Origin of the sequence: Secundilactobacillus hailunensis (genome assembly GCF_005405185.1) — a bacterium.
In the GTDB taxonomy this organism is placed as follows: Bacteria; Bacillota; Bacilli; order Lactobacillales; family Lactobacillaceae; genus Secundilactobacillus; species Secundilactobacillus hailunensis.
The window spans coordinates 1-14,404 of sequence record NZ_BJDO01000054.1; the positions used below are offsets into that span (position 1 = coordinate 1).

At 44.7% G+C, this 14,404-nt stretch carries 17 protein-coding genes and 1 other annotated feature; of the genes, 1 reads left to right on the forward strand and 16 read right to left on the reverse strand.

Features of this window, described 5'->3' with window-relative positions; genetic code table 11:
* Positions 1 to 164: 164 nt before the first annotated feature.
* From rplL to FFM73_RS10925, 16 genes are all read right to left on the reverse strand, one after another.
* Entirely contained in the window at positions 165 to 530 is a 366-nt protein-coding gene (gene rplL, locus FFM73_RS10850; protein ID WP_137631729.1) for a 50S ribosomal protein L7/L12, read from the reverse strand.
* Positions 531 to 577: 47 nt separating this feature from the next.
* On the reverse strand, positions 578 to 1,084 hold the full coding sequence (rplJ, locus tag FFM73_RS10855; protein ID WP_137631730.1) for a 50S ribosomal protein L10: 507 nt from the start codon (positions 1,082 to 1,084) through the stop codon (positions 578 to 580).
* 21 nt (positions 1,085 to 1,105) lie between these two features.
* Positions 1,106 to 1,230: a sequence feature (ribosomal protein L10 leader region), on the reverse strand.
* Positions 1,231 to 1,282: 52 nt separating this feature from the next.
* Entirely contained in the window at positions 1,283 to 1,975 is a 693-nt protein-coding gene (gene rplA, locus FFM73_RS10860) for a 50S ribosomal protein L1 (RefSeq protein WP_054654184.1), read from the reverse strand.
* Positions 1,976 to 2,071: 96 nt separating this feature from the next.
* Entirely contained in the window at positions 2,072 to 2,497 is a 426-nt protein-coding gene (rplK, locus tag FFM73_RS10865) for a 50S ribosomal protein L11 (protein WP_089136453.1), read from the reverse strand.
* 130 nt (positions 2,498 to 2,627) lie between these two features.
* Complete coding sequence (gene nusG, locus FFM73_RS10870; RefSeq protein WP_089136452.1) at positions 2,628 to 3,176, reverse strand: transcription termination/antitermination protein NusG; 549 nt, start codon at positions 3,174 to 3,176, stop codon at positions 2,628 to 2,630.
* 115 nt (positions 3,177 to 3,291) lie between these two features.
* Positions 3,292 to 3,468, reverse strand: coding sequence for a preprotein translocase subunit SecE (secE, locus tag FFM73_RS10875; protein WP_137631731.1), 177 nt, complete (start codon positions 3,466 to 3,468; stop codon positions 3,292 to 3,294).
* Between the two features lie 30 nt (positions 3,469 to 3,498).
* Entirely contained in the window at positions 3,499 to 3,648 is a 150-nt protein-coding gene (gene rpmG, locus FFM73_RS10880; protein ID WP_089088234.1) for a 50S ribosomal protein L33, read from the reverse strand.
* Between the two features lie 71 nt (positions 3,649 to 3,719).
* Positions 3,720 to 4,298: a sigma factor gene (locus FFM73_RS10885; protein WP_137631732.1), complete on the reverse strand. Its 579-nt coding sequence runs from the start codon at positions 4,296 to 4,298 to the stop codon at positions 3,720 to 3,722.
* A 188-nt stretch (positions 4,299 to 4,486) separates the two neighbouring features.
* Positions 4,487 to 5,038: an NYN domain-containing protein gene (locus FFM73_RS10890; protein WP_137631733.1), complete on the reverse strand. Its 552-nt coding sequence runs from the start codon at positions 5,036 to 5,038 to the stop codon at positions 4,487 to 4,489.
* Positions 5,039 to 5,056: 18 nt separating this feature from the next.
* Positions 5,057 to 5,827, reverse strand: a complete 771-nt coding sequence (rlmB, locus tag FFM73_RS10895) for a 23S rRNA (guanosine(2251)-2'-O)-methyltransferase RlmB (RefSeq protein WP_137631734.1) — start codon at positions 5,825 to 5,827, stop codon at positions 5,057 to 5,059.
* Positions 5,817 to 6,239 (reverse strand): Mini-ribonuclease 3, encoded by a 423-nt coding sequence (locus FFM73_RS10900; protein WP_137631735.1) that lies wholly within the window; start codon positions 6,237 to 6,239, stop codon positions 5,817 to 5,819. Before FFM73_RS10900 ends, rlmB begins: the two co-directional genes overlap by 11 nt.
* On the reverse strand, positions 6,236 to 7,660 hold the full coding sequence (gene cysS, locus FFM73_RS10905; protein WP_137631736.1) for a cysteine--tRNA ligase: 1,425 nt from the start codon (positions 7,658 to 7,660) through the stop codon (positions 6,236 to 6,238). The genes FFM73_RS10900 and cysS overlap by 4 nt, the downstream gene beginning before the upstream one ends.
* Before the next feature lie 199 nt (positions 7,661 to 7,859).
* On the reverse strand, positions 7,860 to 9,353 hold the full coding sequence (gene gltX / locus FFM73_RS10910) for a glutamate--tRNA ligase (protein WP_137631737.1): 1,494 nt from the start codon (positions 9,351 to 9,353) through the stop codon (positions 7,860 to 7,862).
* A 172-nt stretch (positions 9,354 to 9,525) separates the two neighbouring features.
* The gene (locus FFM73_RS10915; protein ID WP_373278670.1) at positions 9,526 to 10,704 is read right to left on the reverse strand and encodes a PIN/TRAM domain-containing protein; all 1,179 of its coding nucleotides are present in this window, start codon (positions 10,702 to 10,704) and stop codon (positions 9,526 to 9,528) included.
* A 20-nt stretch (positions 10,705 to 10,724) separates the two neighbouring features.
* Positions 10,725 to 12,101, reverse strand: coding sequence for a DNA repair protein RadA (radA, locus tag FFM73_RS10920; protein ID WP_137631738.1), 1,377 nt, complete (start codon positions 12,099 to 12,101; stop codon positions 10,725 to 10,727).
* A 105-nt stretch (positions 12,102 to 12,206) separates the two neighbouring features.
* Positions 12,207 to 12,743 (reverse strand): dCTP deaminase/dUTPase family protein, encoded by a 537-nt coding sequence (locus FFM73_RS10925; protein WP_137631739.1) that lies wholly within the window; start codon positions 12,741 to 12,743, stop codon positions 12,207 to 12,209.
* A gap of 143 nt (positions 12,744 to 12,886) precedes the next feature.
* On the opposite strand from FFM73_RS10925, the gene FFM73_RS10930 reads away from it, so the two are divergent.
* Positions 12,887 to 14,230 carry a C1 family peptidase gene (locus tag FFM73_RS10930; protein ID WP_137631740.1) on the forward strand — a complete coding sequence of 448 codons (1,344 nt, stop codon included), beginning with the start codon at positions 12,887 to 12,889 and terminating at the stop codon, positions 14,228 to 14,230.
* Positions 14,231 to 14,404 lie beyond the last annotated feature (174 nt).

Below are 14,404 nucleotides of genomic sequence, written 5' to 3' on the forward strand. Positions count from 1 at the left end.
CGTATTTTTTTGGAACGCGTCTGGTTCAAACCATTGTCCAAAAAACTGCCAACTAAAAAAGCACCTAGACCAATTGAGGTCTAAGTACTCCTATAAATCTAAATCAACTCTACTTGACGAAGTACCAAATTTCTGCACAGCGTTTTTTTAACGGGTTCCTTAAATTACTTAAGGGTAACCACGCCACCGACTTCTTCAAGCTTAGCTTTAATATCGTTAGCTTCGTCTTCTGTAGCGCCTTCCTTGATAACTGAAGGTACGTTATCAACAAGACCCTTAGCATCCTTTAAACCAAGACCAGTGATTTCACGGACAGCTTTGATAGCCTTAACCTTAGCGTCACCTGATTCAGTTAATTCAACATCGTATGAATCCTTAGTAGCACCGGCATCGTCGCCACCAGCAGCAACTGCAACTGGAGCAGCAGCTGAAACATCGAATTCGTCTTCGATTGCCTTAACGAGATCGTTTAAATCTGAGATTGACGCTTCCTTTAATGAAGCGATGATAGCATCTTTATCAAAAGCCATTTTTGTTTCCTCCATTTTATATTGAAATAGTTAGTTTTGTAACTGGGTTAGGCAGCTTCGCCGTCGTCACCCTTGTCAGCAACTGCCTTAACCGCACGCGCAATTTTACGCATTGGATCAGACAAGGCACTAGCAAGCATTGATAACAAGTCTTCACGACTTGGCATCGTAGCGTAAGTGTTGATTTCATCAATCGAAGCAATCTTGCCTTCAACCATACCCCCCTTAAGGTTAAGGGAGTCATGTTCATCAGCAAACTTCTTCAAAACCTTAGCAGGTGCAATTGCATCTTCGTCAGAAAAGGCAACGGCAGTTGGGCCAGCAAACGTATCGTTTAATTCTGCATAACCAGCTTTTTCTGCAGCACGGGTCAAGATCTTGTTCTTGATAACACTCATTGAAACACCGGCATCACGTAATTGCTTACGTAAGTCAGTAACTTCTGCAACGGTTAAACCACGGTAGTCAACAACGATAGCTGACTGAGCGTTGTTAAAACGTTCAGTCACTGCGTCAACTTCCTTAGCCTTAATTGCAACAGTTTCTTTACTCATTAGTTTCACCTCCTGAATTCTTTTAGGAATAAAAAATCCCTATGTCCGCCAGACATAGAGAGAAATGTAAACTAAATTCACATCTTCCTCGGCAGGTAAATTAAGGCTGACGCCACCTGAGTCTTGGGCAGAACAAATATCAACTTGTTAAGCATACCGAATGCTTAGCTAAAAGTCAATACGGGATTTTCTATTTAATTAAAGGGATGCCACATCAACGTTGACACTAGGGCCAAAGGTTGATGAGATCGATACGTGTTGTACGTAAGTCCCCTTAACAGCTGCAGGACGGGCTGAAAGAACCACGTTCGCAATCGTCTTCAAGTTTTCAACTAACTTGTCAGCGTCGAATGATACCTTACCAACAGGAACAGCAACGTTACCGTCACGGTCAGTCCGGTAAGTAACCTTACCAGCCTTAGAATCGTTAACAGCCTTCGTTACGTCCATGGTAACAGTACCAGTCTTAGGGTTAGGCATTAAGCCCTTAGGTCCAAGGACACGACCTAAACGACCAACTTGGGCCATCATATCAGGCGTTGCAATGGCAACGTCGAAGTCCAACCAGCCATCTTGGATCTTAGCAACTAAGTCGTCTTCACCAACAAAGTCAGCGCCAGCGGCCTTAGCTTCCTTAGCCTTGTCACCCTTAGCAAATACGATAACAGTCTGTTCCTTACCAGTACCGTTAGGCAGAACAACCGCCCCACGGAGCTGTTGGTCAGCTTGCTTCGTATCTACGTTAAGCTTGAATGCAATTTCAACCGTTGCATCAAACTTAGCAAAATCCATTTTCTTAACCAAATCAACAGCTTCATCAAGTGCGTAGTTCTTTTCAGCTTCTACTTGCTTGACAGCGTCTTGATACTTTTTACCTCTTTTATGAGCCATCTTGTGAATTCCTCCTTGCAAATGTGGTTATAACGGCTTGGCCTCCCACTTGATACATTTGCTTTAACAAAGTATCCGTAGTGTTAGTAGCTGGGATTAACCTTCTACAGTGAAGCCCATGCTACGAGCAGTACCTTCAACCATGCGCATAGCTGCTTCTACGTCAGCAGCGTTTAGGTCTTGCATTTTGGTCTCAGCGATTTGCTTAACTTGATCTTTGGTTACCTTAGCAACCTTTTTCGTGTTAGGTTCGCCTGAACCATGTTCAACACCGGCGGCCTTCTTTAACAGAACGGCTGCTGGCGGAGTCTTAGTAACGAAGTCGAATGAACGATCCTCATATACCGTAATAACAACTGGAATAATCATCCCAGCTTGATCGGCAGTACGAGCGTTAAAATCCTTCGTAAAGCCCATGATGTTAATTCCGGCTTGGCCCAATGCTGGACCAACTGGGGGAGCTGGTGTTGCTTTACCCGCAGGAATTTGCAATTTTACAATGTTAGCTACTTTTTTAGCCACGAGACATACCTCCTTGAGTCCGTGTTGTGGTAAATGGAGAGCAGATTTCTCCTCCCACACGTGTATGCAAAAACATACTCATATAAACTACCACAATTATACCGAAAAGCCAAGTAATTCTTCAGATTATTTAGGCAACTGGGTCAACTTGGTCGAAATTCAGCTCAGCACTGGTTTCACGACCAAACATATTAATGTTGACTTTGAGCTTCGCCTTTTCATGATCGATCTCGGTGATTTTACCTTCCATTCCGGAAAAGGCGCCATCCACGATCTTGACGGTGTCGTCAACATCAACGTCCAGATCTTCATGACGGCTGCTCATGCCTAATCGCTTCAAGATCAGTTCAACTTCATCGGGAAGCAATGGCGTTGGCTTTGAACCCTGACCATGAGAACCAATAAAACCGGTAACGCCTGGTGTGTTACGAACGATGTACCAAGCATCGTCGGTCATCACCATTTCAACCAAGACGTAACCTGGGAAGGTTTTATCCATCTTGATCTTTTCCTTACCGTTTTTAACCTCATGTTCCTCTTCTTCTGGGACAACTACCCGGAAAATGTAGTCTTGCATCCCCATTGATTGGGCACGTGATTCCAAGTTCAACTTCACTTTGTTTTCATAGCCAGAATAGGTATGCAGGACATACCATTGTTTTTCAGCTGATTCAACCATTTCGTTCCATCCTTTCCTAAAGGGACTGATACTATCATTTAATCAAAATAAAAAAACTTCGACAGCGCGAAGTTTTCGTCCAAACTATTATAGCATAATTTACCGTCTAATGGCATTAAGCCAAGAACTTTAATCCTATTTGAATCAGATAGTCAACCAGTCCTAAAAAGATCGCCATGGATAAAGCAACAAAGATCACACTGCTTGTATCTTTTCGCGTCTGTTTGGCATCCGGCCAAGAAACCTGTTTCATTTCATCTTTAACAGCAACTAAAAATCTAAAAAAGCGCATGAGTTCCTCCTTACACCGGGCATTCGCGCGTTACCGGGTTTCCCGGTGTAACGTATGCTTACCACAATACTTACAGTACTTTTTTACTTCAAGTCGAACTTTCCGATTAGGACTAGCCGGGACCGTGTAGTTCCGGGATCCACAGACAGAACATGCTAACGCAACCTTCTTTTGAGCCACGTCTAACACCTCCTTATAGCAGTCTTCATATTAGCATTTACGTTAAGTATGTGTCAAGCAATGTCAGCGTCCTACTCCGCCTGCAAATGGCGCTTAATTTTACGTTTAATGCGTTCGTTGGCGTTATGAAACTGAGTATGGTCAAGCCCCAACCGTTCACAGATAGCTTCCTCTGAATCACCGGAAACCAGCGCAACCAGAACGGACCTTTCCATTTTAGACATTTCTTTTTTCACAATATCGATCAACCGCTGCTTAAAGATAACTAAATTATCAGAGGAAAACAGCTGCTTATCCGCCAGCGTTTCCGCAAAAAAGGTTGGGTGCGCATCGATGGAAGTCATTGGTCCACTGACTTTGCGCTTTTTGGCATTGAGCCAGCGGGCATGGTCATGACGACAATTAATTAGGGCCGTCTTCAAATAACTTCCAAAAGCGTGGGTTCTGGACACGTCAAAACGTAGGATAACCTCCCAAAGCACGATCTGGGATTCTTGCATCCAGTCCGCCAATTCCAGTCCCCGCAAATAATACCGTTTTTGAATACTTAAGATTAACGGTTCATAGCGTCTTATCAATTCTAAAAGTGCACTTTCATTGCCTTTACGTGCCTTCTCCACCAGTATCCAATCTGCTTCCCTGTTAACCATTTGGCTTTCCTCCGTTGGCCTAAATTCATCGTTAAAAGCAGTATATCAACAGTCCCACTTGGTGCCTACCAAACAGGTTGCGTTATTCGCCAAATTAAAAACAACCAATTTTCATTTTGAGGTCAGCAACATGGCTAAATCACAGTTCATGCCACTAGTCCAAAATTTAAATTGGCTGTTTTTTTTAATCACTTTTTTGGCTGGTCATCCGAATGATGGTCATCACCCAAATGATCACGCAACTTTTCCAGTTTTGACAACTGCCCGTCATTCCACGGTGAATGTCTGACCTGACCCTTATCAGCAAACTTAACGGCTTGCGTATGAACCTCTTTTCGGGTGCGGTTAATATTAGTTAACAGCTCACCCGCAGGAATCCGTAACGCTCCCGCTGAGAAAACGGTCCACTGTTCAGCCTGATCGCTGGTGGCCACGGTGACCTGCGTAAAGCGGTTTTGCTTTTGTTTGGTCAACGCTTCAATATACTCATCCGCCGTTTGGTTCTGACCCGTCCAAACGACCTCTAAGCCGTAATGATCGTACTTTTTAGACATTCCGGGCACGTACATAGCATCAAAGACCACGATGGTTTCAATCTTTTGGTACTTATGGTATTCCGATAAGATCGTCAGCAGATTATCCCGGGCTTCTTCCAGTCGGCCGGCTAACTTTAGCCGGGTCAGATCCGGCCAGTTGCCGATCATGTTGTAGGCGTCAACAATTAAAATATCTTTTTTCAATAGTCTCACCCGATTCGTTTAATTCAGCGGGTGACGAGAAGTAAAGGCTTGGTACATCAAAAGACTAGCTGCCACGCTGGCATTCAAGCTCTGAACATGCCCCACCATTGGGATCGTCAGCATCTCATCCACTGACTTTTTCAGCAGTGGCGAGATTCCCTTACCTTCATTGCCAATGATAATACCAACTGCTCCCTTAGCATCAAAGTGGCGATAATCAGTCCCGTCCATATCCGTACCAAAGATCCAGAGACCGCGGTCCTTCAATTCTTTGACCGTGTTCACTAAATTAGTTACCCGGGCAACCGGCACGTTTTCCAGCGCACCAGCAGAGGCCTTAGCCACAACACCGGTTAGACCAACTGCACGGCGCTTAGGAATAATAATCCCGTGGGCACCGACCGCATCCGCCGTCCGCATGATTGAGCCCAGATTATGGGGATCGTTAATGTTGTCCAAAATCAGGAAAAACGGCTGCTCATCACGTTCCTGCGCCCGTTCAAACAACTCATCAATGGTCGCGTATTTATAGGCTGAAACTGCCAGTACGACCCCCTGGTGGTTCTCGTGTGGTGCCAGTCGTTCCAGTTTAGACTTAGGAACCATTTGAATCACTAAAGACCGTTTCTTAGCTAATTTAATAATTTCACCGATCAGCTCATGTTTGAGCCCATCTTGAATAAAAACTTTGTTGATCTCCTGATCACTTTTTAACGCCGCAATTGCTGGATGGCGGCCAAAAATAAATTCAGAAGGTTCTTCGTCAGATGACTGTTCGTTATTTCTCATCGGGTAACCTCCCTGCTTCTACCTGTTCAATGCACCACTGTGCCATTTTAGCTAACCGATCGTGTTGATTGCTCAACGTCAAATAACCAAAAATCGCTTCAAATCCGGTAGAGATTCGATACGTCATCACGCTGGTGTTTTTAGCATGCGTATAACTCTTAGCGTTACGGCCACGTTTGAAGTAGTACTCTTCTTCTTCGGTCCAGTAGTCATCCGCGTCCATTAACGTGATCAACCCAGCCTGAGCCTTTGCGGAAACGTACCGCGTCGCCTTATGCTGCAGTTTATTGGGCCGTGTTAGCCCCTGTTCAATTAAGTGACGCCGAATAAAGACTTCATAGGTGGCATCACCCATATAAGCCAAAACGACTCCGTTTAATTGCTGATAGTCTAGTTGTGCTTGTTCACTCATACGGTTCCTTTCCCATCGTCTCTGTGCCAGCGAGTCCCCTGAGGTGTGTCCTCAAGAACGATTCCCTGAGACTTTAACTGTTCGCGGATCTCATCACTGCGTTCAAAATTACGGTTTTTCCGGGCTGCTAACCGTTCGTTGATCAGCGCCTCGATACCATCATCATTTAACGTTTCCTGCTTAAATTCAATACCAAAAATGTTCACTAATTCGCTGAGCGTCTTAATGATAAACGACAGACTGTCCTTAAAGACTACCGGCCGTTCAGCATAAACGTTGCCCAGCTTGGCTAGTTCATAGACTTGAGTGATTGCATTTTGAACGTTAAAATCATCGTCCATTTGGTCCACAAAGTCCGCCTCGATCTGACGAATCTCCTGTTCGATCTTAGGGTCACTGCCTGACTCAGCGTCTTTTAGCCGGTAGTTGAGATTATTAAACGCCGTCTGCAGCCGTTTTAAATTATTTGAAGCATCCTCCAGATTTCCCTGCGTATACTGAATTGGCCGGCGATACTGCGTCGTAGCCATAAAGAACCGCAGGACCTGGGGATCAACGGTTTTCAAAATATCGTGAACCGTCACAAAGTTCCCCAGCGATTTACTCATTTTTTCGTTTTCATCACCAACGGTTACAAACCCATTGTGCAACCAATAGTTCGCGAACTTTTGACCGGTTTTAGCTTCACTCTGCGCAATTTCATTTTCGTGGTGCGGGAAAGTCAGATCTTGGCCGCCACCATGAATATCGAAAGTGTCACCTAGGTACTTGGTTGCCATGACTGAACACTCAATGTGCCAGCCTGGCCGACCCTTACCCCACGGTGAATCCCATGAGATCTCGTCGCCCTTAGCTGCTTTCCACAGCGCAAAGTCTACGGGGTCTTCCTTGCGTTCCATTTCTTCTGGATCCGTGTGCTGACTGGCACCGACTTCCAGATCATCAATATTTTGATGGGATAATTGACCATAATGGGCAAATTTACGGGCGCGGTAATATACGTCCCCTTCGGACTCATAACCATAACCCTTAGCAATCAGATCCTGAATAAATTCAATAATCTCTTTAATGTTTTCAGTTGCTCTTGGATGTTTCGTTGCTGGTTCAATGTTGAGCGCTTTTGTGTCTTTCATGAATTCCGCAATAAAACGGTCAGCGATTGCTGGTACCGTCGTATGCGCTTCTTTGGCAGCTTTGATCATCTTATCGTCAACATCCGTAAAATTAGACACGTACTGAACGTGGTAGCCCTTATATTCAAAGTACCGGCGGATTGTGTCGAACGCAATGACACTGCGCGCGTTGCCGATATGAATGTAATTGTAAACAGTTGGTCCGCAGACGTACATTTTTACAATTCCTGAAGTGATGGGCGTGAACACTTCTTTTTGTCGTGTGAGTGTGTTGAATACTTTGAGCATGTGCGAACTCCTCCCTGATTAATCGTAAATCCATTTTATCATAATTATTCTAATAATTATTCTATCTCCCTATAAATTAATGGCATCATTACAATTAATTATTATTCAGGAACCTACGATTAATGATTTTAAATTGCACTCACAAGAAAAGGGCTCGTTGCAGATTCTGATCTACAATCAAGCCCTCTAGTCGTTTCAATTAGTTTTCGTTTAACTGTGCCAAGGTTTGTGCAACGTGCTTCAAGGTCTTGTCACGACCAACTAATTCAATTGATTCTGGTAATTCTGGTCCGTGCATTTCATGGGTAACGGCAATTCGGATTGGCATCCAAAGCTTCCGTCCCTTAATGCCGGTGTCTTTTTGAATATCTTTGATCGTTTTTAAGATCTTAACTTTGTCAAAAATTGGCAATTTCTTGATCCGTTCAGAGAATTCTTTCAGAACAACTGGTGCCGTATCGTTAGAAATTTCGTCTAACGCCTCACCGCTGATCTTTTCCGGTTCCTGGAAGAAGACACTGGCCATGTCGTTGATCTGCGCCATGTAGCTCATTTGCCGCTTGTACAGATTGATCAATTGACGCGCCCATTCAAGGGTCTTAGCATCCGGATTTTCAGGAATATTACCAGCTGCGATCAACTGCTGTAAAGCCAGGTCCACAACGACATCTTCATCAGAAGTCTTCACGTATTGGTTGTTGATCCATTCCAGCTTCTTCTTATCGAAGGTAGCTGGTGACTTGCTCAAACGCTTTTCGTCATACATCTTGACGAGTTCTTTCAGTGAGTAAATTTCGTCTTCGCCCACTGGTGACCAGCCAAGTAAGATAATGAAGTTCAGCAAGGCATCTGGCAAATAGCCTAATTTACGGTACTGTTCGATAAACTGCAGAACAGTTTCGTCACGCTTAGATAACTTCTTGCCCGTGTCTTTGCTGATGATCAAACTCATATGACCAAACTTCGGTGGTGTCCAGCCAAAGGCTTCATAAACCATTAATTGCTTCGGGGTGTTGGCCACGTGATCATCACCACGGAAAACGTGTGAGATCTTCATCAAATGGTCATCCAAAACAACCGCGAAGTTGTAAGTTGGAATACCGTCAGCTTTAACGATCACAAAGTCGCCGCCAATGGTATCAGAGTCAAAGGAAACCTTGCCCTTAACCATATCATCCCAAGCATAAGTCTTATGTGCTGGCACGTGGAAGCGAATAACTGGTTTGAGACCCTTAGCTTCGGCTTTAGCCATTGCATCCTTGATCTCATCATCTGACATACCAGCATATTCGTATTCATAGTGAGGCATCTCGTGGCGGGCACGTTGGGCTTCACGATCTGCTTCCAGTTCATCTTCAGTACGGTATGACTTGTAGGCTTTGCCTTCGTCCAGCAGCTGCTGAATGTAAGGCTTGTAGATGTCAAAACGTTCTGATTGACGGTATGGGCCGTATTCACCTGGCTTGTCAGGACCTTCATCCCAGTCCAGACCTAACCAGCGTAAATTATCGAGCTGACTCTTTTCACCATCAGCCACGTTCCGCTTTGTATCGGTATCCTCGATTCGAATAATAAACTTACCCTTGTAGTGACGCGCAAACAAGTAATTAAATAAAGCTGTCCGGGCGTTACCAATATGCAGATGGCCAGTAGGACTAGGTGCATAACGAACGCGAATTGAATCATTTGCCAATATCTATTCCGCCTCTTTCAAAATAGTTTGAGTTAAAACTTAACTCTGCTCGTCAACAAAGGGATACACCGCTTGATGCATCCCTTATTGACGTACACTTTCTACAATGTTTCAGTATACCAAAGAATCGCTATCTTTTCTAAGTGTACAATGGAACCTGCCAAAAGAAAAGTTAGTTTGCCTTCTTCTGGTTATTTTTTTGCTTGCCGGAATTCTTTTTTGCGCCGTCATCTTTCTCATTGATTTCATGAGTTGAATGGGCCGGCTTAGCAAAGATCATCCGCCCGGCATCCGTTTGAATAGCTGACGTGACGATCACATCCAAGTGTTCATTCAGATAGTAGCGGCCATCTTCAACCACCACCATGGTCCCATCATCTAGATAAGCGACTCCTTGCTGACGCTCGGTCCCGTTTTTAACCACCATGACGTCCAGGTGTTCACCCGGAATGACCCGTGGCTTCAAAGCGTTTGCCAAGGCATTAATATTTAAGACCTGCACCTTTTGAAATTCGATGACTTTATTCAGATTGTAATCATTCGTGACGATGACGCCATTAACTTCTTTAGCCAACCGAATCAGCTTACTGTCAACTTCAGAAATATCATCATAGTCGCCTTCATACATTTCAACCGGAATGATGTTTTCCTCACGCAGTTTGTTTAAGATATCCAGTCCGCGACGGCCACGTACCCGCTTAATACTGTCGCTAGAGTCAGCAATATACTGCAATTCATAAAGGACAAAATTAGGCACTAGTAATGTTCCTTCAATAAATCCAGTTTTAACTAGATCATAGATCCGGCCATCGATCAAAATGTTAGTATCCAAGATCTTGTAGTGGTGGTAGTTTTCATCGATCGGCCGATCAATGATACTTTCACCATCATCGTTCTTCTTACTCCGAAACGAAAACAGCTTCCGCCATTCATCCCGCTTGGTCGTCCCCAAACGGAAACCTAACCAGCCAAATAAAATCATCAGGATAATTGGAACTACACTATTAAAAATCGGTGAATTTATCCGGTACAGCGGTGTCGAAATTAAAATTGCAAAAACTAATCCCACAATCGTGGAAATACTACCAAAAAACAGATAGGCTGGACTTTTTGAGGTCAATGATTTCTCAATTCGATTGATCAGGCGTTCAAAATAACCGGAAAATAGAAGGGATAATAGCCAAAACACTAACGCACCAATGATGGCATTTGAGATTTCATTGTTAAACCACGTCCGGGTCGAATAACCAAAGCCTTGCCACATCAGCGGCAGATAAGCAGCCCCAAGCCCTAAGCCGATAAACGCAAAGATACCTTGAATAAAGGCTCTTTTTTTATTAAATTTGTTCAATTAGTTCACCTCCAAATTCATTAAGCTAAAATTTTATGCAGTGCCTCCCCCAACGTTGCCACGCCCACGACTTCAATAGTCGTCGGCGGTGTCCAGTCCTTCAAGTTGTTCTTCGGAATATAGATCCGTTTAAATCCCAGCTTGGAGGCCTCTTTGACCCGGTCTTCAACCCGGTTGACCCGGCGAACTTCACCAGTTAGCCCAATTTCGCCGACGTAACATTCATTGGGATTAGTCCCCTTGTCACGATAAGAACTGGCAATACTGATGGCTAATGCCAGATCGATTGCGGGTTCGTCCAGCTTGACGCCACCGGCAGCTTTCAAATACGCATCCTGATTTTGAAGCATCAGGTTAGCACGCTTTTCCAGCACTGCCATGATCAATGATACGCGGTTACGGTCAAGACCGGAAGCGGTGCGCTGGGCATTTCCAAAAACAGACGGCGTCAAAAGTGCCTGAATCTCGACTAAAATCGGTCTAGTTCCTTCCATGGAGACCACGATTGCGGAACCAGTGGCATCTTTTAGGCGTTCCTCCAGAAAAATTTCTGACGGATTCTTAACTTCCTTTAAACCAGACGCCTGCATTTCAAAGATGCCCAATTCATTGGTGGAGCCAAACCGGTTCTTCACCGCCCGTAAAATCCGATAAGTATGATGCAGATCGCCTTCAAAATACAAAACGGTATCCACCATATGTTCCAAAACTTTTGGACCGGCAATGGCGCCACCCTTAGTCACGTGACCCACCACAAAGATTGTCACACCTTGCGACTTGGCAATCCGCATCAATTCAGCAGTCACCTGTCGAATCTGCGAAACGGAACCAATTGCTGAAGTGATTTCGGGTTCGGACATTGTTTGCACTGAGTCAATGACCACATAGTCGGGTTTCATTTCATTGATATTGGCCCGAATTCGGCTCATATCAGTTTCAGGATACAAGTATAGGTTATCGCTGGCAACCCCTAATCGGTTAGCCCGCATTTTGATCTGGTTAGCACTTTCCTCACCAGACACATAGAGAACTTTACCATCAGCTTGGCTTAACTGACCAGACACTTGCAGTAACAAGGTCGATTTTCCGATCCCGGGATCACCGCCAATTAAGACTAAGGATCCGGGGACGACACCACCGCCTAAGACCCGGTTAAGTTCACCCATTTGCGTTTTGATCCGTGGTTCTTTTTCCATTGAAACTGCTGACAGTTTTTCTGGCTTGGTCACTGCTCCGCCAACTAAACTGCTGGTTGAAGCTTTGGCAGAAGTTGTTGCTGGTGCGATCACTTCTTCAACAAACGTGTTCCACTTACCGCAATTGGGGCAGCGTCCCAGAAAACGGGGCGCTTGATAGCCGCATTCCTGACAGACAAACTGTGTCTTCTCTTTAGCCAATCGTTTCAATCCCTTCCAAAAAATCTGACCAATACTAACCAAACCCATTTTATCATAGTTCAAGCCTATTACTAGCTTAGACTATCGAGCTTAAATTCTTTTTAATTACTTCCCTGATGACCCAAAACCACCCTGACGTTCTTGTTGGGGTTGCTGTTCATTATCGGCAGTTAAATAGTGCATGAAGATGCCTTGGCCGATGCGATCACCCTTGGCGATCTTAGCATCCGTTAAACCAAAATTCAGCACCTGCATGAAAATCTCGCCTTCGTTGCTGTCATTATTGTAATAATCAGCATCAATCACGCCGATCCCATTAGGAATAACCAGACCGCGTTTCAACGGATTACTAGAACGGTTCGCTAGGATCAGTACCTCATCCGCCCCCATATAGGCTTTGATCCCGGTTGGAATCAAGAATGGTTTCAGTATTTTCTTCGCCTTTTCAATGGCACCTTTGTCAACATCTTTTTGGTGTCGAATAGCCCACAGGACTTTTAGAAAATCCATTTTCCAGATACTCGGCACGTTAAATGCAACGGCACTCTCAAAATCATACCCAGCGGCCCGTTTGGTCGTACGGTATGGGATGTGTAAGCCTTCATTGGCATACGTAGAAACGATTTCAAACCCTCGTGTCATGTGTGTTCTCCTTTCATGCATGTCTTTTATCTTACACTATAAGCGTGCTGGAAAACACCCCCTAAAGATTGACCCCCGTAGGCTCTTTTACCGTCAAAATGTTGTACAATAATGACTATTAAGTAAGAAGGAGTGTGATCCATTTGAGTAATGAAAACCAAGCTGCTATCAGCAGTGATCAAATTGCCCGCTATCAAGCTTCACTAAACGACCGTAAAGACGCTAAAGTGGTTGAACGCGCCGTCACCCATCAAGGTATCTTAGCAACCAGTGCTGACTTTGCTTCCAACACTGACATGACCCCAGTTTTTTCCATTGAATTAGACACCGGTAAAGTTGCCAACCAAAAGCAAAGTGGCCGCTGCTGGATGTTTGCAGCCTTAAACACCATGCGCCACGAACTAGCTAAACAGTTCAAGTTGAAGGACTTTGAACTATCCCAAAACTACACTAATTTCTGGGATAAGTTCGAAAAAGCCAACTACTTCTATCAAAACGTGTTAAACACTGCCGACCAGCCACTGAATAGTCGCAAAGTCGCTTTTCTCATGGCGACACCGCAGCAGGATGGCGGTCAGTGGGATATGCTCTGTGCTGTGATTGAGAAGTATGGGATCGTGCCTAAGTCAGTGATGCCCGAAACCTATAACAGTGCTAAATCCAGTGAACTTAATGGAACCTTGAATAAGAAATTACGTAAGGATGCCGTAACCCTCCGTGACCTCGTCGCTAAAAACACTAGCGATAAAGAGATTGCTGCTGCCCGCGACAAGATGCTGGGTGAAGTTTACCGCCTGCTCTGCTACACCTTAGGCGAACCAGCGCAAAAATTTGACTTTGAATACCGCGATGATGATAAGAACTACCACATCGATCGAGACCTCACACCAAAATCATTTTATGACAAATACGTTGGCTGGAACTTAGCGGACTACGTATCAATTATCAACGCACCAACTGCTGACAAGCCGTATAACAAGACTTACACCATCGAAATGCTGGGAAACGTTTTAGGTGGCCGTGCCGTTAAGCACTTAAACGTCACCATGGACGACTTCAAAAAACTCGCAATTGCCCAGTTAAAAGACGGTCAAAGCGTCTGGTTTGGCTGTGACGTTGGTCAAAGTTCTGATCGTCAAAAGGGCATTATGGACACCAAGGCCTATGACAAGAACGCACTATTAGACATGGACCTCACCATGACCAAAGCGCAACGTCTGGACTACGGTGAAAGCTTGATGACCCACGCCATGGTCATTACCGGCGTGGACCTCGTTGACGGCCAGCCAACCAAGTGGAAGGTCGAAAACAGTTGGGGTGACAAAGTTGGTACCAAGGGTTACTTTGTGATGAGCGACAGCTGGATGGAAGAATACTGCTACCAAGTTGTTGTGAACAAGAAGTACCTGAGTGACGAACTGCGTCAAGCTCAGGCCGAAGCACCAACCGTTTTAGCCCCTTGGGATCCAATGGGTGCTTTAGCTTAATCAGCGTGTGTGACAAAACTCGGTAGATTCCAGGATTTAACCCAAATAAGACCTATTTCGATGAACTTTATCGGATGCGATAATCCCTTTATGGTTGTCAGATGAAATACAATAATTCATTTGATGACTATGGAGGGATTTTTGTATGCCTAGATCCAAACACACAGCACTGGA

What these genes read in the sequence shown, in the direction of transcription:
- rplL (WP_137631729.1), bottom strand. Translation starts at nt 530, where the DNA reads ATGGCTTTTGATAAAGATGCTATCATCGCTTCATTAAAGGAAGCGTCA.
- rplJ (WP_137631730.1), bottom strand. Translation starts at nt 1,084, where the DNA reads ATGAGTAAAGAAACTGTTGCAATTAAGGCTAAGGAAGTTGACGCAGTG.
- rplA (WP_054654184.1), bottom strand. Translation starts at nt 1,975, where the DNA reads ATGGCTCATAAAAGAGGTAAAAAGTATCAAGACGCTGTCAAGCAAGTA.
- nusG (WP_089136452.1), bottom strand. Translation starts at nt 3,176, where the DNA reads ATGGTTGAATCAGCTGAAAAACAATGGTATGTCCTGCATACCTATTCT.
- secE (WP_137631731.1), bottom strand. Translation starts at nt 3,468, where the DNA reads ATGCGCTTTTTTAGATTTTTAGTTGCTGTTAAAGATGAAATGAAACAG.
- FFM73_RS10885 (WP_137631732.1), bottom strand. Translation starts at nt 4,298, where the DNA reads ATGGTTAACAGGGAAGCAGATTGGATACTGGTGGAGAAGGCACGTAAA.
- rlmB (WP_137631734.1), bottom strand. Translation starts at nt 5,827, where the DNA reads ATGAGAAATAACGAACAGTCATCTGACGAAGAACCTTCTGAATTTATT.
- FFM73_RS10900 (WP_137631735.1), bottom strand. Translation starts at nt 6,239, where the DNA reads ATGAGTGAACAAGCACAACTAGACTATCAGCAATTAAACGGAGTCGTT.
- cysS (WP_137631736.1), bottom strand. Translation starts at nt 7,660, where the DNA reads ATGCTCAAAGTATTCAACACACTCACACGACAAAAAGAAGTGTTCACG.
- FFM73_RS10925 (WP_137631739.1), bottom strand. Translation starts at nt 12,743, where the DNA reads ATGACACGAGGGTTTGAAATCGTTTCTACGTATGCCAATGAAGGCTTA.